Below are 24,221 nucleotides of genomic sequence, written 5' to 3'. Positions count from 1 at the left end.
CGGGATGGATCGCTGAACGCGACCCGGTTCGTAAGCGGTGGGTGTCGCCGCAGCGAGTCGTTTGGTGACAACCTGTGTGGCGGACAGCCTCTGGCCATGCAAGGGTACGGACCTTCTGACGGTCGGTCCTCGCGATGTTCGCCACACCGAGCTATCGTGGATCTCACGCGCCGTGTCTACTGCATTCATGCCAGGCAGTGATCTTCAATCGTACTTGTTCACGATCCACCCGCCAAACAGGTTAACATCGTATGTCATCGTCGCCTCCGCGTCTCGGTTTGAGAGAAAACCTCGGGCAGTTCATCATGCTCGTGGTCGTGAATGCCTTTGTCGGAGGCATGGTTGGCCTGGAGCGAACCGTTCTTCCGCTTCTTGCCGAAGACGAGTTTGGCATCGCCTCGCGGACGGCCATCCTGTCGTTTATCGCGACGTTCGGGCTCACGAAGGCCCTGGCCAACACCGTAGCGGGGCATCTGGGCGACCGGTACGGGCGGAAGCGGGTGCTGGTGGCGGGGTGGCTGGTCGGGCTGCCCGTTCCACTGATCGTTATTGCCGCGCCGACGTGGGAGTGGGTCGTATTTGCCAACGTCCTTCTCGGCATCAACCAGGGGCTGGCGTGGTCGATGACGATCATCATGAAGGTGGACCTCGTCGGGCCGAAGCAGCGCGGACTTGCGATGGGGCTGAATGAAGCGGCGGGCTATCTCGCGGTGTCGGCAGCGGCCCTGGCGACGGGCTACATTGCCGGTGCGTACGCCCTGCGACCGGAGCCCTTCTACCTCGGCATTGGACTGGCTATCATCGGATTGCTCGCGTCGGTGTTCTTCGTCCGGGATACGTCCGCCCACGCCAAAAAAGAGGAGGCAGACTGGGAGGCTGTGAACGAAGACGACGGGCGCTTCGAGGTGTCGTATGCTGAGGCCTTTCGCATCACAAGCTGGAGGGATCGTGCCCTCTTCGCGGTCAGTCAGGCCGGCCTCATCAATAACATGAACGACGGGCTGGCCTGGGGCCTCTTTCCGATTTACTTCGCCACCCTAGGGCTGCCGGTGGAGCAGATTGGTCTGCTGACGGCGCTCTACCCTGCGGTCTGGGGACTCGGACAAATGGGGACCGGTGCGCTCTCCGATCGCTGGGGACGGAAGTGGATGATTGCCGCGGGGATGGCCGTGCAGGCAGTCGGGCTGTTCACGCTGATAGCGGGCGAGGCGTTCGGCGTCCTCGCGGGTGCGATGATCCTGATGGGAGCGGGAACGGCGATGGTGTACCCGACATTGCTCGCCGCCATCAGCGACGTGGCGCATCCCTCGTGGCGGGGCACGTCGATCGGCGTGTATCGCCTCTGGCGCGACGGCGGCTACGTGGTCGGCGCGCTCGTCGCCGGGATCACGGCCGACGCGCTGGGGATGGAGGGATCCATTATCATCATCGGGGCGCTGACCGCGGCGTCCGCTGTCGTTGTGTCAACGGTGATGTACGAAACGCTATCTCCAGACGGACGTCGGCAGGCGCGAGAGGCAACCGAGTAGCTGTAGATGCGAGGACGGTGTGTTCGTGCAACTACGTTCCTTCTATCGGGCTGTGGCGCGTATGCCGCTGACGTTGTGGCGTCGTCCCGCTAATGTCCGGACGCTGTTCTCAGCTCGGACGATTCCGCTCGCTGTCTCGATGATAGCACTCCTTCCTCACTCCGCCGCCGCACGGGCACGTTCGCTCTCCCCAATCCACCGTCGCACGGCCGTGCGACGGTGGTGGAGGTGAGCTGGGGGAAGAACAATGTGCCCACAGTTTCGGCCGTGCATCGGTTTATGTGCCGGCGGAGGATCGGACAAAGATCATGTAAGTATATTTGTATCATAAATATCAGTAAAACATATTATTTGTATATTTTGCTGTGCTGCCTGTGGGGCGATTTAATTGTCCCCGGGTTCAGGAATGACTTGGATCGGCCGCCTTCAGCGTCTACATTCCCTGCTTTTCTCCTGTGTCACCACGGTCGTTTATGTCGCCGCACTATGAGCGCTACGTCACGCATTACACGTCGCGCCGAACGACGGGATGGGACTACGCCGGGACGGCTGTGTATTTCGTGACGATCTGTACGCACCGGCTGACCCGCATCTTTGGAAGGGTTCGAAGCGGGAGAATGGAGTTGAATTCGGTCGGGCGCATCGTGGCCGAGGAGTGGCAGCGGTCCGAAGAGATTCGCGACGAGATGACCCTCGACGCTTTTATTGTGATGCCGGATCACCTGCACGGCATCGTCTGGATGGACTCGGCCGACGATGACGCCTCATCTCCAACCCCACCGACGCACGGCCGTGCGTCGGTGCTCAAGAAAAAGACAACTGGGGAGAAAGATGAGCACAAAGAGAGTGAGAAAGAACGGCAACTGCATCGCCCGGCTCGTTCGCTCGGGTCGTTTGTGGCCGGATTCAAATGTGCTGCGACCCGCCGCATCAATCGGCACCGGGACACGCCTGGCGCCTCTGTTTGGAAGCGGAATTATCATGACCGAATCATTCGGTCCGCGCGTCACCTGCGCATGGCGCGCCAGTACATTCGCGACAATCCTGCTCGCTGGCATGCCAAGCGGCAGACTAACGGTTGAGAATCCGGGCTTGTGAGTTTCTCGCGGTTGCAAGGATTAATATCTTATCCCCACTCTCACTCTCACCGTCGCACGGCCGTGCGACGGTGAGAGCCAGGGCGCTAGAGAGCCAAGGTGGCAAGACGGCAGGGGGCATAGGCGCAAAGCCGGGAGGCCGTGCGTCGGGAGAGCGAGGCGTATGGGTTGTGCAGATCATAATAGATGCGCGCGTCATTTCGCTTTGCACATCCTCAATGCTTATCGTTTCCCTCCTCTCTGTCTGTAAGAAGTTGCTGCATTTCTGGATGTGCGTATGAGCATCTCTTCTTTCGTTTCGACTGGACTGCGTCACGATTCTGGGCGCGCATCGGGCGTGCCGGTGGCGCGTTTGGCCATCAGTAGCGTGCTGGCTCTTCTCGCCGTCACGCTGTTGCCCGCCTGTCTCCACGCGCAGAGTGGTTCAGGAAACGGCGACGTGGTACCTCCTCGGATTCGCTTCGAGCGCCTCACCCTCGAAGACGGTCTCTCGCAGGGGCACATCTACGACATCCTGCAGGATCGGCGCGGGTTCATGTGGTTTGCGACGGAGAGCGGGCTGAATCGCTACGATGGTCACGATTTCAAGGTCTACGAGCCCCGCCCGTTCGACAGCGAATCCCTCTCGGACGGCACGATCAACGATATCCATGAGGCGCAGGACGGCTCGATCTGGGTGGCGACGCAGTTCGGCGGCGTGAACCGGCTAGATCCTCTGACCGATACGGTGACGCGCTTTCAGCACGACCCGGACGACCCGCGTAGCCTGCCTCCAGGGCCGGTCAATGTCGTGTACGAAGACCGCGGCGGGATCCTCTGGGTTGGGACGGACAATGGTCTTGCTCGAATGGCACCGGGGCGGCCTGGACGTTTCACGCACTTCCGCCACGCCTCCGATGACCCGCGTAGCATCAGCAGTAGTACGGTTCGGTCGATTCGGGACGACGCGGAGGGTCGGCTCTGGATCACGACGGCGAACGGGTTAAACCGGATGGACCTCGACGCGCCCGGACACTTCACTCGTTTTCTCGATGCATCGACCTCGCCGAATTCGAGCGGTCCGACCTCGGAGCATTCGTTGCACGGACAATATGCATCGCCGCAGCGCCCCGATGTGCGGTGGATCGGTTCGGACGACGGACTCATCCGGTTCGACGCGACCGACGGCTCGAGCCGGCGCTTTTACCCGCATTCGGAGCGTGCGCCAGGGGAGAATATTGTGATGAACGTGAGCCCGGACCCTGTCGATTCCGGTGCGCTCTGGGTCGCGACGATGCGGCGCGGACTGGCTCGATTTCAAACGAATACGGCGTCCTTCACCCGATACGACAGTAACCCGACCGATCGGCACGGTCTGCTAGATCTGGCCAGCACACACGTCTTCACGGGCCGATCGGGCATGATCTGGGTCGGGACGGCCGGGGCTGGCATCAACCTGTTCAATCCCCATACGATGGCGATCGCTCGGTACGGCGTGTCGATGGCCGGACCGGGCTTGCTTCGAAATCCGAACGTGTGGGGCGTGGAGGTGACCGGCGACAGCACCCTCTGGGTGTCAACGAGCGAGTCGTATCTGCATCGGATCAACCTGGGCACGGGAGTGATGCGCGTCTGGCAGGCAGATCCCGCCAACCCGCTGGATCCGATGCGCCCGGCGGCGACTGCGTTCGATTTCGCGGAGCATGCCGATGGGACGCTCTGGGTCGGGACGGAGAAGAGCCTGGATCGCTATGATCCGACGACGGAACGCTTTCGGCATTACCGGCACGACCCGGCGGACTCCACAAGCATCAGCAATCACAACATCAACGTTCTGGAGTACGACCGATCGGGAGCGCTGTGGGTCGGGACGCCGGGAGGGCTGAATCGTTATGATCCCGAGACCGACGCCTTCGTCCGGTACGAGCATGATGAAGCGACCCCGGACGGACGCGATTGGATCGGGTACGTGTTCGAAGACCGGGCCGGACGGCTATGGGTGGCACATGATGAGGGTGTCTGCCAGTTGGACCGCTCGACCGGCGCGTTCGTCACGCACTTTCACCACGATCCCGGGGATCCGTCCTCGCTGACGAATGGCCGGTTCGGGTGGATTCACGAACGGCCGCAGGAGCCCGGCGTGCTCTGGGTCTCGAGCCTCGACGGGGGCGGACTCGATCGAATTGATACACGGACCGGCGCCATCACTCATTACACGACTGAAACGGCGAATTTTCCCGACGACACGATGTATGCCATCCTGGAAGGGAGTGATGGCCGACTATGGTTGAGCACCAACCACGGACTCATTCGCTTCGACCCGGATGCGACGCCGCCGCACCGTCCGGTTCGCCAATTTGGGTTGGAGAGCGGCCTTCAGGGGCTGGAGTTTAACCAGCATGCAGCCACGGAGCGGGACGGGCAACTCGTATTCGGCGGGGTCAATGGCCTCAACGTATTTCGTCCCGCCGCGATGGAAGGAAATGAAGTTGCGCCGAAGGTAACACTCACCAATCTGCGTGTTTGGAATCAGCCGCTGACCGTCGGCCCCGACTCGCCACTCCAGCAGCCTGTCGCACAGACGGAGGCCCTTCACCTCACACACGATCAGAACCAGGTCACGATCGAGTTTCTCGCGCTTCACTTCAAGAATCCGAAGAGCAATCGGTATCGTTATCGGCTGGAGGGGTACGACGATCAGTGGGTCGACGCGGGAACGCGGCGCGAGGCCACGTACACGAACCTGCCGCCGGGTACCTACACGTTCCGGGTTCGCGCGTCGAATGTGGACGGTGTGTGGAGCGAAACGGGCGCGTCTCTGCAGCTGCACATTTCTCCTCCGTGGTGGCAGACATCGTTCGCGTACGTTCTCTACATTCTTCTCTTGGGTGGCGTGATCGGCGGTGGAGTGTACGTGCAGCGTCAGCGTCAGCAACGCCTGGAAGATGCCGTCGATGCACGAACCCGACAGGTGCGGGATCAGAACGAGCAACTCGCTCGGCAGGCGGAGGAACTGAAAGAGCTGGATGCGGCGAAGCGCCGATTCTTTGCCAACATCAGCCACGAATTCCGGACACCGCTGACGATTCTGCTCGGCCCCACGAGGGACGCTCTGCGCTCCGATGCACCGATGTCGAACGAGGACGTGGAGCGAGTGCACCGTAATGGGTTGAGGCTGCAGGCACTCATCGACCAGCTACTGGATCTGAGTGCGCTCGATGCGGGCGGGATGGATCATGCACCCGAATGGCACGACCTGGGACCGATTGTTCAGGCCACGGCCTCGATCTTTGCTCCTCTCGCAAAACGGGGCGAGATCGAGATGGACATCGATCTTCCAGCATCTCCCGTTTACGTCTACGTCGATGCGGAGCATCTCCAGACGGCACTCAAAAATCTCGTGTCGAACGCGATCAAGTACACGCCTTCCGGCGGCCGCGTCGACATCGTCCTCTCCTGGAGCGAACGATCTGACAGTGGGAAAGGGGCCATCGGAGAGGTGGAAATTCGTGTGTCCGACTCCGGGCCGGGGATTCCGGAAACGGAGAAGGAGCACGTGTTCGATCGCTTCCATCGGGGAGATAGCGTCGCCGCTCGGACCGCAGGCGGATCGGGGATTGGGCTCAGCCTTGCACATGAACTGGTTACCCTAAATGACGGGCGCCTCGAAGTAGAGAGCCGGTCGGAGAGCGGGACGACGTTTGTGATCGGCCTTTCGGCCCGGACATCGGTTCCCGGCGGGGCGGGAGCACCTGCTCTGTCGTCCGGGCTCGAGGACGAGATGTGTCCACCTGCTGGCATGCCAGTTGATCTTTCGCATGACGCAGCAGCGGAAGAAGGCGAGAGTACGACGACGGAGAAAAGAGAGCGTAAAGCAAAAGAAGAAGACGAGCGTCCGGTGGTTCTGGTCGTAGACGACAATCAGGACGTGCGGCGGTACATCCGGTCCGTTCTTGAAAGCGACGAAGAGACTCGCGTCAACTCCGGACATCCTGACTTCGCGGTGATTGAAGCGGCGAACGGGCGACTTGGGCTGAATATCGCGAAGGAGCGGTTGCCGGATTGCATCGTCGCGGACGTGATGATGCCGGAGATGGACGGGTTCGAGATGGGGCGAGCACTGATGGACGACCCAATGACCGAGGGCATTCCTCTGCTCTACCTCACCGCGCGGGCAGCGCCTGAGGACGAGGTGGATGGCCTGCGTCTTGGCGCGGACGATTACCTCGTCAAACCGTTCGACAGCCAGTTGCTTCGGGTCCGCGTGAACGGTCTCATTCAAAAGCGGATGCGCCTGCGCGAACTGCACCAACGGTCGGAAATGACGCCGCCGGGAGGCGATGGTCAGGACATAGAGCCCGTGCCGCCGAGCCCGTTTGTTGCATCGGTCCGCAGCGCGATCGCGGACAATCTCAGTGACCCGGACTTCGGTGTGGGCGAACTCGCCGAGGCGGTCGCGCTGAGCCGGTCGCAGCTCTATCGTCGGCTGAAGGACGAGCTGGATCAGACGCCGAGCGCACTTCTGCGGACCGAACGTCTTCAACACGCTCGTCGTCTGCTGAAATCGCAGGAGGGAACGGTCTCGGAGATTGCGTATGCGGTCGGTTTCAACAGCCTGTCGTACTTCTCCACGGCTTTCCGAAAACACTACGACGAATCGCCCTCGGACGTCCCAGTCGAGCCGGCGTCGTAAAGACGGAAAAAAGCAGGGCACGGAGAGAAACGATGCCTGTCTCGAGGCGGTCGCGCCTCCCAATCGGTTTGTCTGGACTGAGGATAATGGCTGTTTGGCGTCTGCCAGTCCAGTACGTGCCCGGGGCCAAAATCGGCACCCGTAGGTGTGATCTATCCGTTTTGACGCGTGATGCAACGTGTGCAACAGGATTCGCAACGTGAGCGAAAGCGGTTGCAACGATGATGTCGTACGATGAGGGTCGGTCTGTGGTGGCTGCGTGGTTTGCAGCATTTGATTCCATCGCTGTTTTGCTCGTCGGCCGCCCGCATCATGTCCCAATCGCTCTCCACCGAATGGTGAAGTTACCAACGTCTTGTTCGCTGCTGTCGAAGCTGGTGTACGTGCTTGCACTCGTCATGTGGAGTACGCCGCACGCGAACGCAGATAGCATACGCCGGGCAGCGGAGGCAAGCTCGTTTGTTGAAACGGCTGCAGCGGAGGACTCGACGCAGGGACAGGGCATACACGCTACGGCGTCGCCAAAGCGGGAAGAATCGACGGAGGGGCCCGCGGATTACTTCGCGTTTCAGGCCAAGATTCTCGACGTTTCCACCGGCGCGATTTCGGCGCTTGAGAGCGTACCAAGTGGAGCGCTTCTCGACAAAAATCCCGGGTTGCTATTCGAGCCCGGCGAGGTCGAGGTCCGAGCAAACGGGTTGAGTATCACCGGAACGGGGACCGGGTTCATTCATCACCCACAGCTCCGGCCGTGGCCGTTAACCGTCAAGTTCAGCACGGACTTCGTTATCGGGACATCGCCCTTTCGCATCATCACGGGACGCGCTGAATTTCGGCGCGGTGTGCGGACCATTGCCTACGTCGACCGGGACGGGTTGCACATTCCGAAAACCCAGGACGACCTTCCGTCGCGCGACAGCCTCCTCGCGAAGCTGCCCGCCAATCTCCCCCTTCCGGATTCGCGGCTCGCCTATCTTCGGATTCGTCAGGGAGGACAGCCGGATGCACCCCTTCTGGTGGACGCGCAGGTCAACGCGGACGGGAGTGTGTCATTGTCCGGTGCGCAGGGATCGGGGCCGACGCTCCACATTCCCTCGGTGGGGACGAGCACCGATGCGCGGTTCGCGTCGTATCTCACGATCGACCCGGTCACGCTTCAGGCCCTGGACGGCAAAGTGGAGGCAATTCAGGGACCGGAGAACCCGATTTATGACTTCGACAATCCGGCGTGGAATCTACCGTTTCTTTTGACCGGCGTCGATTATGATCCGCAGGTGGGTGGACTGCACCTGAGCGGGCACTTCAAGGTCCTGGAAGGATTGTTGCCTCAAAAGGACGCGCTACGGTATCGTGTCGGGGAGAACGGTCGAGCCGCCGGGACCGTGGATCGCCGAGGGGGCGCGGACATCCGGGTCGCAGGCGATTCCGACCGTGTCACCCTCCGGCCGAAGACGCTTTCTGCGTTTCTCGATCTGCCGCTTCTTGGCGCGGTCCCGTCGTTCGATGTGGATTTGAACGCCGTCTATCGTATCCAGCAAAACGGCCAGCTGGCAGCCGGCGCCACGGTCCAGCTTCATTCGACGCCCGGTGGGCTCAGGACGAGCGGTGTGACGTCGCTTCCGGATGCCAACACGGTGCCGTTGCGCTTCGATGGCGTAGAACTCGAACTCGATGGCGTCAAGGCACTCGACGCGGTGTACCGCACGGACGGCTCGCAGATGCTTCGTGCCGAGCTTCGAGCAAATATCGGTAGCAGCGCCGTTCCGTTTTCCGTTCCGCTTGACCACGTCCAGCTTGATGCGGCCGGCTTCTTCCTACCCACACAGACATTTGAGCAGAGCGAGTCGACCGGATCATCTCCGTCTACCTTCGACTACGGGCCGCTGGCCATGCGCGTCATCGCGATGCGACTTTCGGAGACGACCTTCGACTGGTTCAGATGGAGCCCCGGCACCCCGACGGGGATCGATCCAGCCTTCGATTTCGATGCCCGTCTTCAGGGGTTTGCCGGCACGTCGTCGCGACTGGCACAGGAATCCCTCACCGTTCAGGACGCTCGGATCGAGGACGGCGGCCTCCGCGGCGAGCTGATCGAGCGAACCTTGTCGGGGGGAGCCGAGGTGCCGGTCGGAGAGGCGTCGATCCGCATCTCGACGATCGCCGGAGAGATCACTCCGGTGACAGGTGCAGATAGTGGTGCAGACATTCAGTTTCAGGCTGCGCTGGCGGAAAGCAACGGCGTTTCCCTGGACAAGACTGCCGGAGGCGACTGTACGTCGACGATCGAGTTGTCTCTCGTTGGCGACGCCGGCTTCTCAGGCTCCGGTCCGTACACGCTCTGCGGAACGGTGGCCCGTGACCGACTGTCGCTGGCCTACGAACCCGACGCGACCCTCGAGTTTCTCTACGAAAACGACACACAGGCCATTCACCTGTCGGGGAGCGTCACGGCTACGATTCAGCCGGGGCCATCCCTGCGCAGCGGAACGGGATCGGGAACCGTCGCCATGAACCTCGCGGACGGGACGGTTCTGAACGAGAGTCTGGAGCTACAGAATGTGAGGTGGGACTACCCGAGCAGCGCGCCGGTCTTCTCGTTCCGCGCCGATCGTGCTGGGGTTGCGGCAGGGGATCTCACCTTCAGCGGGGACGGTCGAGTCGCAACGAGCGGGGACTCGGCGCGGGTTGTATTCGATGCGCTCACCGTTCCGTTCGAGAACCCGGCGATTACATCCGGTGAGGTGCGATTCGAGGAATCGATTGTACTTGGGGCGGCGTTGCCGACTGTTGATTGGCACCTTCCGGGAGGCCTCGACCTGCCGACCGGTGCAGCAGATGAGGTGCGGATGTCGCTCCCGGCCGGACAGGTGCTCTCGTCGAGTGGCATGATGATCGACGGATCGGCTCGCGGGGCGTACACACACGACGTGAGCGGCCAGACGTATGCGGAGTCAGGACTCGAGGCGACGTACGACCAGCTCCAGTTCAGCTTCGACACGGTGATACAGGTGGAGTCGGGAGAGGCGACGCTCTCGCAGAATGGCAATCGCCAGGCGTGGGTCAACGCGGACGGCTTCTTCCTTGAAGATGTGCCGGCCACGCAGCAGAAGACATTGCCCGATCGCCTGGCACTCGGAAAGGAGGACATCGGATACCTGCGCATTCGCAAGGCGGATGGGTCGCTCCTGGTAGATGTCGAATCAACGGATTCTGGCGGATGGCGCGTTCGGACGCGTCCGGGAGAGCCGGCGCCCGTGGTTTTTGCGGGGCTGGGTGATGCGGAAGGCACGCTGGAGTACGACGTGCGGGTCACCAACGCGCTCAAGCTCCGAGACATCAACGCTACGGGTCTTGCGGATACGGCCGCGGTGGACGGTACGCCGCTCCGCATTCACGAGATGACGTACAGCCAGGCGGACGGCCTCATCGTCCGTGGCAATATGGGTATGGACGGGGCGCTGGCGGACCTCTCCATTCCCTTTCGGGCGACGGTAGCATCAAGCGGGTTTGCTGGCGGGGACGTGCTCATGGGCGTGCAGCCGACGGGTCACCACGACCCGGCCTACAACGCCGAGGCGCCGATCGATACCGTGCGTTTCGATGATTCGGAGAACGACATCGCGGAGGCCGTGACGGTGCTGGCGCGCGGGGCGACGATGAATTACGCCAATCAGCAGTTCACCATCCACGGAGACATTGCGAGCCCCGTCTTCGGAGGCGTCGAGTTGAATCCAGACGCTGGCTGTGCGTACGGCGAATCCTACGAGCAGGCGCCCGGTCCGCTGGACCGATCGCAGACGGGAGGCAGTGGATATGCCGCGTCCGCGACCATGCAGGCGTGTGCTGCTACCGTCCACTACCGCGCGTCCTGGCAGGGGAATAGCTGGGAGGTGACGCCCGAGGCCGAAGCGGCGGGCGGTACGCTCCCGATCGGAAAGAAGGGGACGTTCGAATACGTGGCCGGTGGCCTGACGGTCACGACGGGTTCCACGTTTGCCCTCGAAATGGAGGGCACGCTGGCCGTGCCCGGCATTTCCGTTGGCCTCGACGTGGCGGTCAACAACCTGCACCTCGGGTCCGACAGTCTGTATGCAGAGCCGGAGCAGGTGACCCAGCAGCAGATCGAGATTCGGCGCAACCTATTGGTGCTCCGCCCCGATAGCGAGACGCTGCGGATTTCGGTGCGCAAGAGCGGGGCTCTGGCCGTTCGCTTCGATGGCGACATGATGCTGAACACCGCAAAGGTGGAGCCGACGGGCACCGGTGAGTGGACGTATCTCCCGGAAGACCAGTCGGGACGCGACGCCTTTCAGCCGGCACAGGCCGTGCGCGATCGTAGCCTGCAAAACGCGTATGCCGATGCCGAGCACAGCTGTTCAAACGCTCAAGTTACCGCCAATCCTGACCAGACGCAGGCGATGCTGTTCGAAGACATGCGTTTGGATACCGACGGTGGGCTGAGCTTCGGGGAGGGCGAGGTCAACCTGCTGGCCGGCTACCGGCCGGTCGCTCTGGTGGGCGACAAGGTGTGCATCGACTACCTCGGCATCGGGTCCAAAGACGGTGAGACGGAAGACGACCAGGTACCCTTCATTCGCCTCGGCGTGGTCGCAGACATTCCAACGCTCAGTAAGAAAAAGTCCATCGGGCGGCGCACCGCGGCCAGCTCAGGCACCGCGGGGTCCGACTCGTCGCACGTGCAGATGACGGGCATCGTGCAGACGAGCTTCACGGACAACAGCTTCGAGGTCGACCTTTACGGCGTGTTCGATGGCGGCACGACGTCCTCAGGGATGGAGCAGCTGCAGGCGTTCAACCGCGATGCGGACCAGGAGACGCGCGAAGCCTTTTTCCAGCAGACCTACGACCCGACGATCAACAACTCCCCGCTGGAGGTCAGTCTGTTCGACAAGGCTGTCCTCGAGGTTACGGGACTCGGGCTCGAGCTCGACTTCGAGAACGTCGACTACAGGGTGAGCACCGCGCTCGCGGTTCACGTTTACCGGAACAAGAAGTCGTCCGGGACCGGATCGACGGCCACGCAGAATGCCGGAAGTTCAGGGACGGGAGGATCGCCTCGCCGGAGCGCGCGCATCGTGGACGAGCCCGATCGGACGGCCCCCGACGGTCGCTGGTACACGACGATGATGTTCGGCGACCCGCGGAAGCTGGCAGACGGCGGCGGGATCTGGTTCCGCTTCAGCCGCGGGCAATACGACGAGTACACGATGGATCCGGACTCAACGGGGAACGCGGCCGGAAACACCTCCGATGATGGCGGCAGCTTCTTCACCGTTGAGGAGGAAGGCGTGGGTAAGTTCAGCATGGGGTGGAATCTCACGGCAGAGTCCGGCAGCGGGCTGTTGAGCTTGAACGGTGGACTCTTCTCCGCGACCCTCACCAAGCTGCACGTAAATCCGCAGGATTCGTACGTCACGATGGACGGGAATGCCTCCCTGGATTTGAGCAAAGTGCAGGGGCAGTTTGGCATCAAAGGCTTCACGGCCGGGCGGGACACGTTCAGCATCGGTCGTCCGCAGGGACCGTTCATGCTGGCCGTGGACAACTACATGGCGATGGAGGTGGGGTGCATCGACTGGGGATCACGGCAGCCGGGGCAAAGTCCGCTATCGTTCAAGCGGCCCCTCGAGAAGCGCGACGAGAGCGGCGTGATTAGTCTTAAGGATACGACCATCACGAATGTCGAGAACTACTTCCAGTTTTCGGCCTGCACGGACGTTGGCAACAATCCCGGCTCGACGGGTGGACGGGCACTCCGTCTGGCTGTGTTCTCGAATAAAGACCCAAACACATTTGTCCCGACGAGCTCGAGATACGACCAGGCGAATAATCCGGGGGCGCCGACGACGCGGGACTCCACCCTGTTCAAGGGCTCCCTGTTTTCCGGAAGCGTCCGGCAGATCGTGTTTTACGAACAGACGAACGGAGACACGTACTTCAAGCTCGATCGTGCCGAGCTAGCGATGGGAGGGAGCGGGCAGGTCGAAGCGTCCATTCGCGGAAGCATCGAGGTTCAAACGCAGGACAGCAACGTCGGCATTGAGCTCTCCGGGCTCGGGCAACTCGGCGTGGGGAAAGACCCAACATCGGCCAGTGGGTTCAAGAAAACGTACGCCTTCACCGCCATCGGGAAGTTTTCGAACATCGATGATGAGTTGTCGATGGGCTTCTTTCTCGGATACTCGGGGCTCACGGTGCCAATCGTGCCGGGGGTCGTGGACCTGAAAGGAGCCGGGGGCGGATTTTTCTGGAACCCCGACGAGGACGATGTCAGCCAGGTGTACACCAACCTGCGGCAGATGACGGGGGGGCAGTTCAAAAGTCAAAATCCGAACGGCCTGCCGAGGAGCGACAATCTAAAGCTCGCTGTGATGCTGTACGCGCAGGCTGGCATTGGTGGGAGCGGCGGGACGTACGCGGCGGAGGCGTTCACGCTGGTAACCGTGACCGACCAGTTCTTCACGCTGGACCTTGCCGGCGTGATCACGAGTCCCGACGCCAATCTGATCGACAACGAGGCGGGTAGCGCCGAGGAGATCGGGGATGCCGTCGGGCGAGACTTCACCAACATGGAGAAGGCGCCGGGGGCGGGCGTCGGGCGCGTCAAGTTCGGCGGCTACCTGACGGTGCTCTGGCAGGACCACATCCGCGGGTTGCAGGGCGGCGTGGCGTTGTACTACGCCGAGCGCGCGCCGGGCGTGGGCATCATCGCAACGGGGCAGGGGAAGATCGACGTGTTCTTCCAGGAGGTGGCTCTCGACGACGAAAGCGGGACGTTGTGGAAAGGGGCGGAGGAGAATCGTCCCGACGCGATCAACTACGATTTCCGATGGGGGATCGCTGGGTATCTCGGGTACAAGCTCTTCCCCGACAACCCGAGTCCGTCGTCCCCGGCGTTCATCAAAGCGGAAGCCGGTCTCATCATCAATGACGCCGGGTTCCTGTTCGGGCTTGACTACACGATCGACAAAGACATCGCGATCGTCAATCTGTATGCCCACGCCGGCATCGAATTCTGGTACAACGCCGTGCGGCAGGAAATCGGCGCGTTTGCGGAGGCGGAAGCCGAGGTGCGCATCGTCGTGCTGGGTCATGCGCGCCTGGCCGTGGAACTGGGGCTCGTGAACGACAATGGATACATGCTCTTTGGGAGCGGCAGCGGGACGTTCGCCGTGTTCAACTTTATCGATGTGCACGGCCCGTTCTGGTTCTCCGCCAAGGCGACCGGCTCGGGACTCGCGTTCGATGGGGGAACGGGGCGCAACGATCGGTTCAGGGACCTGGTCGCGGAATCACAGAGCGATCTGCGAGAGGCCGCTGAGGAGACGCAGGCCACGATGGAGGCCGTTCGCAAGGCGAGCCGGAGTCTGAGTAGCTTTACTATTGATCCAGACGAAGCGCAGGAGGCAGGAAGAATCCTCGTCGAGCAGGAGATGGGTGTGCGTCGCGATGCAGCAGCCGACATGCGGGCCAACGAACGGCAGTTTGACGTGCATTGGAGCACGGCAGAGCAGAAGCGTCAAACCGTTGCGAACGAGATCATTGAAGGAACCCCGATTACCGGCGACGGGGAGACGGGGCGTGCGAATGCCCTTCAGACAGCGATCGACCGGATCGAGACGCGAGCATCTGCTCTCGAAGATCTATATGACGATATCAACTTCGAGTTGTATGAGGCTGAGTTTCTGGCAGACTCGCTGGAGCAATCCACGAATCCGGTGTCGTGCTCGGCATCCGGATCGGGAAGCACCGCGGCGAACATCGTCGAACGGTGTGCCCAAGAAGGATTCAGCATCGACTCAACGGCCGTTCAGAAGCAACAGGAGCAGTTCCTATCGTTCCAGGAGGCTGCGGCGCTCAACTCGATGCGCTTTGTCCGGATCTCGGTGGACATCATCGGGATTCTGCGGGACCTGGATGCACTGCTCTACGGCACGGACAACAGCCTCGACGCCTTTGGCGATGACTTTGCGACGGCGGTCGAGCGAAATGGCGATCTGATGATTGCTCGCCGGACGGCGATCCTCGGGACGTGGGCCTGGGCGGAGGCCGGGCTGCAGTGGCTCGACGAGGAGGCGTCCACACTCGCGCATGCCCCGAACTGGCGATCGACCTACGACGGTGAGCAAATGTTCGATTTCAGTCGAAAGGTCGCGCTGCTGTCTGCTAACCGTGCCGCCTTTATCAACGATCTGAATGATGGGACGTACGACGGCGGCTCCGTCACGGTCGGTCAAGACGACTGCTCGCTCAGTGGAAAAGAGCGGTATACCGCGTTCGCGACGTCGGAGTGGAACAGTCTGCAGAAAACGCTCAATCTGAATTGCCCCACGGCGTCCAGCAATCTAACGACGAGCCAATGGAAAGAGGTGATGGGCACACCGTACCTGAGCCAGTATATCTTCCAGCAACAGATTCGCACGCTTGCAGAGAAAAACGCCCGGGGGCTCTGGGTCGACATGCCGTCGGCGGCCCTTGAAGCGATCCGGACGGACCTGACGGACACGGTTTTTGATGAGCGCGTGACGCAGCCGTACACCCAGACGATCCGCGAGGAAATCAATCCGCTGTGGTCGGACTACTCACGCAAGGTCGACCAGGTGTACACCCGGAAGAGCCGGATCACGGAGCGGCTTGCGGGCATGTTTGAGGCGTACGGCGAGTGGGCAGAGGCGCAGCCCGACAGCGTGGATTTGCCGATCGTTGGAACGAAAGGTGCGTTCACGGCAGAGCGTGCGTTTGAGACGCGGAAAAACCTTCTGGAGACGCTCCGGGCTCCTGAAATTAAGGAACTGGACGTGACCACGACGCCCCTCAGTGCCTTCAACTACGAGGCGTTTGCGGAATCGTACAAAGCATTCAACTATTCCGGCACGAGAACCGGTGGCACCAACTGGTTGGGGATGGACTACAGCGGGGTTCAGTCGATCAAGCAGCGTCCGGTGACGCGCGTCGAATTAACCTGGGCGACGGAGGCGTCGGTCGAATTCAACACACTGTTCGATTCATGGCTTAAGATCGAGACGACGCAGCAGGCGGCATCCGGGTCGGGTACCGAAGCGACGACGCTCGTGGGCTCGGTCGGTCAACGCACGTCCTTCGAGATCCCGGTCATGCGTCGGAATTCGAATGAGACGGGCGCCGTCATGGACGTCACGCTGGGTGTGCGAAGCCGCGGCGGAGCACAGTTCCGGTTCAATCCTCGCGCCTTCGTCGTTCCGCTTGAGGAGCAAGATATCAACGGTTACAACGCAAGGTTTCGGCGGACTCGAGGAGAGTCTGAGACCGACGACCTCGTTGGGTCGCGCTATTTCACCTTTCATGCGAAGGCCAAGATGCGGGGTGCCGATGCAGCAACATGGGTCACGCCTGCAGGTGCCGTGGTTCCGTTCCGGCTGAGCCCGACCTCTAGAAGCAGTTCTGCGAAAGCGGGCTCAAGTCCGTTTGCCGTGAGCGTTCGCCCGTCCAAGACCGACTCGTGGACGCGGATTCCGGCACGACACCTCACCGATGGCGGCCCCATTCACGTGACGCTCGACCGCGACCTGGTTGAGAGCCGTTTCGAGATTCGCGTCGAGAGTCCGCTGGGCACGGTGGCCACGAAGGAATTCAACGGGGTGCTGACGGCGGCGTACGCGGTTCCAGATAGCGAGTACAACGATGGGTACCTATCGATCAAGGAAGCCGGGTACACGCCCACGATCGGGATGGGACCACCGACGATGGAGTTCCGCATGCGTCAGCAGGAGCGCAAGCGGCGGAGGGAGGAGAGTCTCTCCGGAGAGCTTCACGTGTCGGACGACCTCAACCTCTCCGAAAGCACGGAGCTACACGCCGACTTTGTCGAAGGCACCGCGCCGAGCCAGATCAACTGGGTCACGGTCGACTCCAGCGGCGCCGTCCGCGTGCCCGCTACGTTCCAGGCGCACACGACCATAGGCAATAAGGCCGATTCCCTCGTCTTTGAGTACCGGATCGAGGAAGACGAAGCGTCTTCCGGCAATGTGTCGTCGGACTGGCAGCCAATCAGCGGGGCCATCGCATCGTACGAGCGGACGGGTCGGTCGTCCATCGTGCACACGGTCACGTTCACAGAGGAGAAGCCGCTGCTGCTTGACGGCATGGGTCCCGGCTCTGTCTTCCGGGTCACCGTCCGGGCGCGCGACGCCTTCAACAATCTCTCGAAGGAATATACGCTCCCCGGCACGTTCCGCGTGGACGAAGGGCCGCCGACGCTGAGCACCGAGTTCAAGCATCTGCCACGTCCGGTGTCCGATCAGCGTGCGGGGGCAATCGCGATCCGCAACCAGGCCGTGGCTGCTCGCCCCGAAGCGCGCACAGCGGAGCAGAAACAATCGGCCCGACCGCTCACCGCTTACCGACGTCTCGTCGCGCAGGAAAAAGAGAACAGTGTAGGCATTGGGGACGGATATCAGATTGTGTACGCCACGGAAAAGGATGTGGACATCGTTCTCTCCGACGCGTCGCTTATCACCAACCAAATTTCGGTTCCGAAGCCGACGAGCAAGGCCGGTATCAACTGGGACTACGAGTCCTCCTTCAACCCTTGGGCCTACACAGGGTCGAAGCGGGATGTGAAAGTGAATCTCCGGGACGGCACGGGTCGCGCGGATTACTACCGCGTGCATTCCAATGTCGGCACCTGGGAGCCGTACTACATCCACTTCGTCGTCGAAGATCGTCTGGGTCGCCGCGTGTCGGAGACGTACGGACCCTTCGAGGCGTCCGACCCAACCCGCCCGCAGACTCCGGCAGCCGTGACGTCATCCATGGCACCCACGCTATGGCTCACCCGTCCGTCGGCCGACCCGGAAACGGGTGTCGTGGGCTATCAGGTGGCGTTGGGGAGCGGGGCCGGCAAAACCGATCTCCGTGACTGGCCATCCGGGGATGCGCCCGACCTTACCGATCCCGACCTCCCGTCCACCGGGTCCCGTGCAGCAGGCTACGACCTGAGCCCGGCGATCGACACGCTCGACTACAGCGGACGCGTGTACGTCACGGTCCGGGCCATCAACGGGCGCGGTCAGGTGTCGCAGTACGTCAGCGCCGGCTCCGTGCCCCCCGCCCGCGACGAGAGCGTGCCAGAAAGGCCGCTCGTTTCTGTTGAGGGCGTCGACTCGGTGTCCGTTCGCGCTGAGATAGCCAATGTCTACGACCGGGAGTCCGGCATCGACACCGTCCGATATCGCGTGGTGGATGGAATGAATGCCTCGGATTGGACGTCCCTTCCGATCCCGCAGGGCGCCGGAAACGACGCGAACGGTTTCCTGGCTTCGCTCGACGCCATCCCGATGATCATTCCGCGCGGCAGCCTCGGTGCGCCGCCGTGGTCGATCGAGGTGCAGGTGATCAACGGGCAGGGACTGCGGACCGAGCGACTGGTTCGGTCATCGCTGGACCCGGCCTGCATGCAACGGCTGCGCGAGCAGGTCCGTGTCTCGATGGCGGGAGCATCGGACGAGGCGATCACCGCAGCGATCGACGCAGAGAAGGATCAATGCCTCCGCTGGGAGTCGCTGCCCCGGGGATCACAGCTGAGCATGCGCTGAGGTCACCGCCCGATAGATGTTCTCGATGTACTTGCGCCAACGCCTCATTCTCTCGATGTCTATGCATCACCCGTTCCAACAGAATCGCACGTGGCTTCGTGTCGCGGTCACGACGTGGGTTTTCACTTTCATCGTTTGCAGTATGGCATCGCCCGCCCGGGCGCAGCAGCCAACGCAGGCGGCGGAGGCCATTGTCCAGGGACAGGCGCGTACGGACGGGTCCGTCTGGGTGTACCACACGGAGATGTTGCCGCTTGGGTACGGGTTCAACATCTATCGTGACGTCGGCGACGGCTTCGTCAAGCTGAACGAGGAACCGATCTTTGGGGCGACAAGCGGCGCCGAGTTGACGCAGAACATGGATGCCGTGTCCTTTACGCGCCTCGCCAGCTCACTGAACGAGGGGCGGACATCCGGGACACCGGCGTCGGACCGGGTGTCCCCGTCAGCGGACGAGTTCGACGCGCACGATGTGCTCTTCGATATTCGCAGCAACCGCGTTCGCAGCGGCATTGCGACCTTCCTTTATCCCGGAATGGCTCGATCGCTCGCCCGACTGTACGTCGACACCGAACCCCCGATGGCAGCCGATGAGGCGGTGTACCGCTTCGAGTTCGTGGACGCGCTGGGGACGCCGACGGGTGCGACCCTTCAGGGCTCTGTTGCGCTCGCACCGGCCGATCCGGCCCCGGCGATGAATCTGGAGGCATCGAACGAGGCTCACGTCGCAACGCTGTCTTGGGACTATCCGAAGCCCGATCCGACGAATTACGACGGCGTCGGCTTCTTCGAGGTGTACGCCTACCCGAATGGAGATGGATCGGCGGCCGAGCGGCTCAACAAGTACCCGGTCTTCCGCCGGGGCGACATCTCTGAATACGCCTACAACTTCGAGGTGCCGTTCGACACCACGATCACGCTCGCTGTCGAGGCGGTCGATATTGCCAACCAGCGGACGAGAACGAACATGCGCTTTACGCCAGTGGACAACATTCCGCCGAATCAGGTGCAGGGAGTTCAGGCGGAGGCCGACGACCGAGAGATTCGCATTACGTGGGAGCCGCTCGACGAACCGGACATCGTGGGATACCGCCTGTACCGTTCGGAGCGAGTCGACTCGCTTGCCGTGTGGCGTCCGCTGCACGAAAAGCCACTTCCCTCATACGCCGACACGTTTCGCGACACGACGCTCACCGCTTTCGGAGCGCAGACCTGGTTCTATCACGTCGTGAGCATCGATGAAGACGGCAACGAAGGCCCGCCGAGTGCCGCTGCAACGGGACAGATCGAAGACCACGAGCCTCCGGAGCCAATCTCTGACCTGGTCGCTACCTACGACCCGGACGCCGACATCGTCCGCCTCTCATGGACGGACGATCCACAGGCCCCAGACCTGGAAACGTATTCGATCCTGCGACGCCGCGTGCGTCGAGGTCTGCTTCAGCTTGGCGTGGAGGTCAACCGCGGAAATGTGACGGCGACGAGCTACGACGACGAGGGGCCCGACGGGCAGTTCCAGGAAGGGGCGACCTATCGATACAGCGTTGCCGCGGTGGATGGAACGCGCAATAGCAGCGAGCGACGAAGCGTCCTCGTGGAGGTGCCGGATGATGAGCCGCCCGCCGCGCCGCCACGCATTAACGCGCAGGCCGTCGAAGGGCACCGGATTGTTCTGACGTGGCCCTCCTCGCCCGCGCTCGACATCGGCAACTACGTTCTCTATCGCTCGGACGCCGGTGGGGAAATGGAGGAGATCGCCCGCTTGCCGGCCAGCGGACTTCGATTTGTCGACCGTGATTTTGATAAAGGCGTCCAGTACGCCTACACCGTCGAGGCCGTGGATCGGGCGGGGAATGCGGGGGAGCGTGCCCCTGCCGCGACGATTTCCGTCGGGGATGCGGATGCGCCGCGTCAGGTGCGGGGTGTGCGCGCGGTAACGGCCGGCAGCACCGGTGTGGACGTGACATGGGAGCCCGTACCCGACGCCGACCTCGCCGGCTATCGCGTATGGCGGATGCAAATCTCGACGGGCGTTCCGCAGCCGGCGAGCGATTCTCTCCTTCCTGCCGGCACGACGCGTTTCCTTGATGCTGAGGGCGCGGCGGGCGTCTTCTACCAGGTGACCGCCTACGACGAAGCCGGCAATCATGGTTTGACCAGCGAGCCGACGGAAGCCATTGCGACACCGTAGGAGCCGGCGACGTCGCCATCTCGAAGGATGTCCCCAGAACCGTTTCAACTCAACCAGGCAGTCCATCCGATGACGGACGAAGCTCGACATAGACCACGAACCACAGTGCACGGCCAGCGGCCGGTCGCGCGGGACGTGCTACTGTGGGTTCTCCTCGTGGTCGTCACCGTGTTTGGGCTGTTTCGTCCGCGTGCCGCTCGTGGACAGTACGTCGACGAGGCCTTCAGCCGAGTCGGGATCAGCAACGATTTCAGTATCGGAGGATCCGTCGGGATGCTGGGAGAGCTGTACGGAACGAGCGGGGTATCACGTCGCCCGACGGCTTCCGGACGCTTATTTGCGCGGGCGCAGGCATCGGGGTATGGGCTCAGCTACGACCTGAACATGGTGCTTTCGACCGAGCAGTACCAGTTTAATCAGAATGCGAGGCGGCAGTCGATCAACCAGATCGATCTGCGCGTCAAGTACAAATGGATCGAAGCGGACGCGGGAACGGTGTCGCCTCGTCTGTCGCAGTACAGCCTGAACGGGACCTCGTTGAAAGGGGGATTTTTAGAGCTAACGCCCGGCAAGTGGCGGATCACGTACACGGGTGGGGTGTCGCAGCGAGCGGTCGAGCCGGCGAGCCTCGGGTCCACGTCCTCGGCCACGACGACGGCCGGTCCCTCGCCTCGGATTGGCGCGAATGCAGGCGCCTTCCAGCGCTGGCTGCACGCCGCAAGACTCGGGTACGGAGACCTTGGTGGGTCCTACGTCGATCTCATCGGGCTGTACGGGTTTGACGACGCGTCGTCGCTGCGCGACCCGGGCGCGCTCTCTCCCGTCTCAAACACGAACGTGACCACGGTCGCGGGCCTCCGGGTGCTTGATGGACGGATTCGGCTGGAAGGGCAGCTGACGGCATCGGGGCTCGTCAACGATACGCAGGCCCCGCGCTCGGATACCTCACCCGGTTTGCTGTATGACCTGGGTATCATGAATGCGCGAGCGGGGAGCCAGATGGATTACGCCGGCCGGTTGAGCGCTCGGGTCGACGTCCTGAAGCGGGGACAGCTGCAGATGAGTTACGAGCGGATCCAGCCGGGCTTTCGCTCGCTCGGGCTGGCGTACCTGCGCAGCGATCAGGAAGTGATCCAGATTCGCCCACGCGTCGATTTCTTCGACGGAAAACTTCGTCTCGACGCCCAACTCGGTCAGCGCCGGAATAACCTGAACGGCGATCTGCAGTCAACGCTACGGAGACGCCAGGCCCGCATGAACGCGCAGGTTCGCCTCTCCCGTACGTTCTTCGTCTCCACCTCCTACAGCCGACTCGTGAACGCCAACACGGCGATGCCCGGTGTTCAGGACGTCGCGACCTTCCGGCAGGTATCGCAGACGGTTTCGGTCGCGCCGTCCCTGACGTTTCGGCGCGGGTCGCTAACGCACAGCTCGGCCCTAACGGCAAGCCTGCAAACGCTCCGCGACCGGCAGTCCGATCCGAATGCGAGTGGCGCGAGCTTCACCAACTACTCCGGCACGCTCAGTCATACCGTCGCCTTTCCGAGCGGGACGAGCGTGGGCCTGTCCGGGAATGCACTGATGAGCCAGCGTGCCGCCACGGATCTGGTGACCGTCTCGGTTAATGCGAACGTGAGTCGCAGCCTTCTCGACCGGGCCCTGCGCGTGAATGCGAGCGGAGGATGGTCGAGCAATCGCGTGCGCATCGATCCGGCCTCGATGGTGCCCACGACGACCAACACGTCGCGGCAGTTTACCGCAACCTCGACGGTACGGTACCGCATCCCGGTGATGGGCGACGTGTCGTTTCGGCTTCGAGCCCTGCGAAGCAGTCAGCCTCAGGGTGGCTCCTTTAACGAGGTACAGTCGACGATCCGGTACGAGTACCGGTTCTAAATCGACGTCGCTCACCTCCGATGACCCATTGCATGCCCGACTCTACAGAGAACTGTCTTATGGGAAGCCATTCTACGAACCGACGATTGGGATTGCGCCACCTGCGTCGTATCGCGGTCGGGGCATCGTTTCTGTTTCTCCTGGTTGCTTCCGCAGCCGGAATCGAGGCCCGCGCTCAGAGCACGGCGCAGGTTCAGCTGACCGGGGTTCCGCCGCAGCTTTCATCGGTTCAACTGGGCGTGATCGAGCGGAATTATCGGGCGGGCATGTATCCCGTGCAATTCATTTACAACGATCCATCCGATCGGCCGGCGGTCTTTCGGTTTCGGTTCACGGTCCGATACAACGGAAGCGTGGTGCTGGAGATGACGTCTGATCCGACGCGGTTTCTGCCGGGGATCTACCTGTACCGGACGTTTCGCGACGCGCCTCAGGTCCGCTTTCCCGGGGGGCAGAACGCTCTGCTTCGCAACCTCGCGCCGTCACTGCGACGTCAGATTGAGAATACAGGCCGGCTGCCGGAAGGGGACTACGAGATTGAGCTGGAAGCCGAACCCATGGACCCGACTCGGCTCATCTCGAGCCTGCCGGGCCGAGCGACGGTGTCCGCCCGGGTTGCCGAGCCGCCCGTGCTGATCTATCCATCAAACGGGGCACTCGTCACCGAGGCCACGCCGCAGTTCTCATGGTCGCCGGCCACGGGCGTACCGGGCAACACGATGGTCCAGTACAGCCTCCGGATCGTCGAAATCAACGCCGGGCAAACGCCTCTGCAGGCTTTGAGAAGCAATATTCCCCATGTGGAAACGGTGGTAACGGGAACGACAACATTCACCTATTTGCCGAATGAGCTTCCCCTCCAAAACGGACGCCGATACGTCTGGCAGATCGTCGCAAGCGGTGCCACGGAGATACTTCCCTTCTCCGATAACGGGGAAACCGACATCTACACCTTCACTTACGGCGACCAGGGCGTCCAACGCTACGTCTGGCGCTATCCATCGACGGAGGACCCGTTGATCGAGGTGCCGATCCCGGAATACGCGATGGGCGACCTCGGCCTGAGCGTGACCGGCGTGTTCAGCGGAACAGTTCAGGGCGAAACCGTCTGGGCAGACTTTGGCGGCGAAGGCGATGCCGCCATCTTCGACGTACAGGGCACGCCGCCAAACGCCACGCTTGAGCTGAAAGTCGGCACCGTGAAGCTATCCAATGGCATGACTATCACACCTGGCAACTGAT

General features: G+C 62.2%; 7 protein-coding genes. All 7 read left to right on the top strand.

What is annotated here, in order from left to right; genetic code table 11:
- The first annotated feature begins 251 nt into the window (after positions 1–251).
- The 7 genes from CRI94_RS15620 to CRI94_RS15590 all read left to right on the top strand — a co-directional run bounded on the left by CRI94_RS15620 (position 252) and on the right by CRI94_RS15590 (position 24,220).
- Entirely contained in the window at positions 252–1,529 is a 1,278-nt protein-coding gene (locus tag CRI94_RS15620; RefSeq protein WP_098078056.1) for an MFS transporter, read from the top strand.
- Between the two features lie 473 nt (positions 1,530–2,002).
- A complete protein-coding gene (locus tag CRI94_RS15615) occupies positions 2,003–2,611 on the top strand; it encodes a transposase (protein WP_098078053.1) in 609 nt (202 codons plus the stop codon).
- A 292-nt stretch (positions 2,612–2,903) separates the two neighbouring features.
- Complete coding sequence (locus tag CRI94_RS15610; RefSeq protein WP_098078050.1) at positions 2,904–7,298, top strand: hybrid sensor histidine kinase/response regulator transcription factor; 4,395 nt, start codon at positions 2,904–2,906, stop codon at positions 7,296–7,298.
- Between the two features lie 335 nt (positions 7,299–7,633).
- Entirely contained in the window at positions 7,634–18,892 is an 11,259-nt protein-coding gene (locus CRI94_RS15605) for a hypothetical protein (RefSeq protein ID WP_143815448.1), read from the top strand.
- Between the two features lie 142 nt (positions 18,893–19,034).
- Positions 19,035–21,083 (top strand): fibronectin type III domain-containing protein, encoded by a 2,049-nt coding sequence (locus CRI94_RS15600; RefSeq protein ID WP_143815447.1) that lies wholly within the window; start codon positions 19,035–19,037, stop codon positions 21,081–21,083.
- 69 nt (positions 21,084–21,152) lie between these two features.
- Complete coding sequence (locus CRI94_RS15595; RefSeq protein ID WP_143815446.1) at positions 21,153–22,979, top strand: AsmA family protein; 1,827 nt, start codon at positions 21,153–21,155, stop codon at positions 22,977–22,979.
- A 32-nt stretch (positions 22,980–23,011) separates the two neighbouring features.
- A complete protein-coding gene (locus tag CRI94_RS15590) occupies positions 23,012–24,220 on the top strand; it encodes a hypothetical protein (RefSeq protein ID WP_143815445.1) in 1,209 nt (402 codons plus the stop codon).
- Position 24,221: the final 1 nt, after the last annotated feature.

The organism is Longibacter salinarum, from assembly GCF_002554795.1.
Taxonomy (GTDB): Bacteria; Bacteroidota; Rhodothermia; order Rhodothermales; family Salinibacteraceae; genus Longibacter; species Longibacter salinarum.
The sequence above is the reverse complement of the archived record's forward strand: the minus strand, read 5'-3'. Positions and strand labels throughout refer to the sequence as shown.

What these genes read in the sequence shown, in the direction of transcription:
- CRI94_RS15620 (WP_098078056.1), top strand. Translation starts at nt 252, where the DNA reads ATGTCATCGTCGCCTCCGCGTCTCGGTTTGAGAGAAAACCTCGGGCAG.
- CRI94_RS15615 (WP_098078053.1), top strand. Translation starts at nt 2,003, where the DNA reads ATGTCGCCGCACTATGAGCGCTACGTCACGCATTACACGTCGCGCCGA.
- CRI94_RS15610 (WP_098078050.1), top strand. Translation starts at nt 2,904, where the DNA reads ATGAGCATCTCTTCTTTCGTTTCGACTGGACTGCGTCACGATTCTGGG.
- CRI94_RS15605 (WP_143815448.1), top strand. Translation starts at nt 7,634, where the DNA reads ATGGTGAAGTTACCAACGTCTTGTTCGCTGCTGTCGAAGCTGGTGTAC.
- CRI94_RS15600 (WP_143815447.1), top strand. Translation starts at nt 19,035, where the DNA reads ATGGCATCGCCCGCCCGGGCGCAGCAGCCAACGCAGGCGGCGGAGGCC.
- CRI94_RS15595 (WP_143815446.1), top strand. Translation starts at nt 21,153, where the DNA reads ATGACGGACGAAGCTCGACATAGACCACGAACCACAGTGCACGGCCAG.
- CRI94_RS15590 (WP_143815445.1), top strand. Translation starts at nt 23,012, where the DNA reads ATGCCCGACTCTACAGAGAACTGTCTTATGGGAAGCCATTCTACGAAC.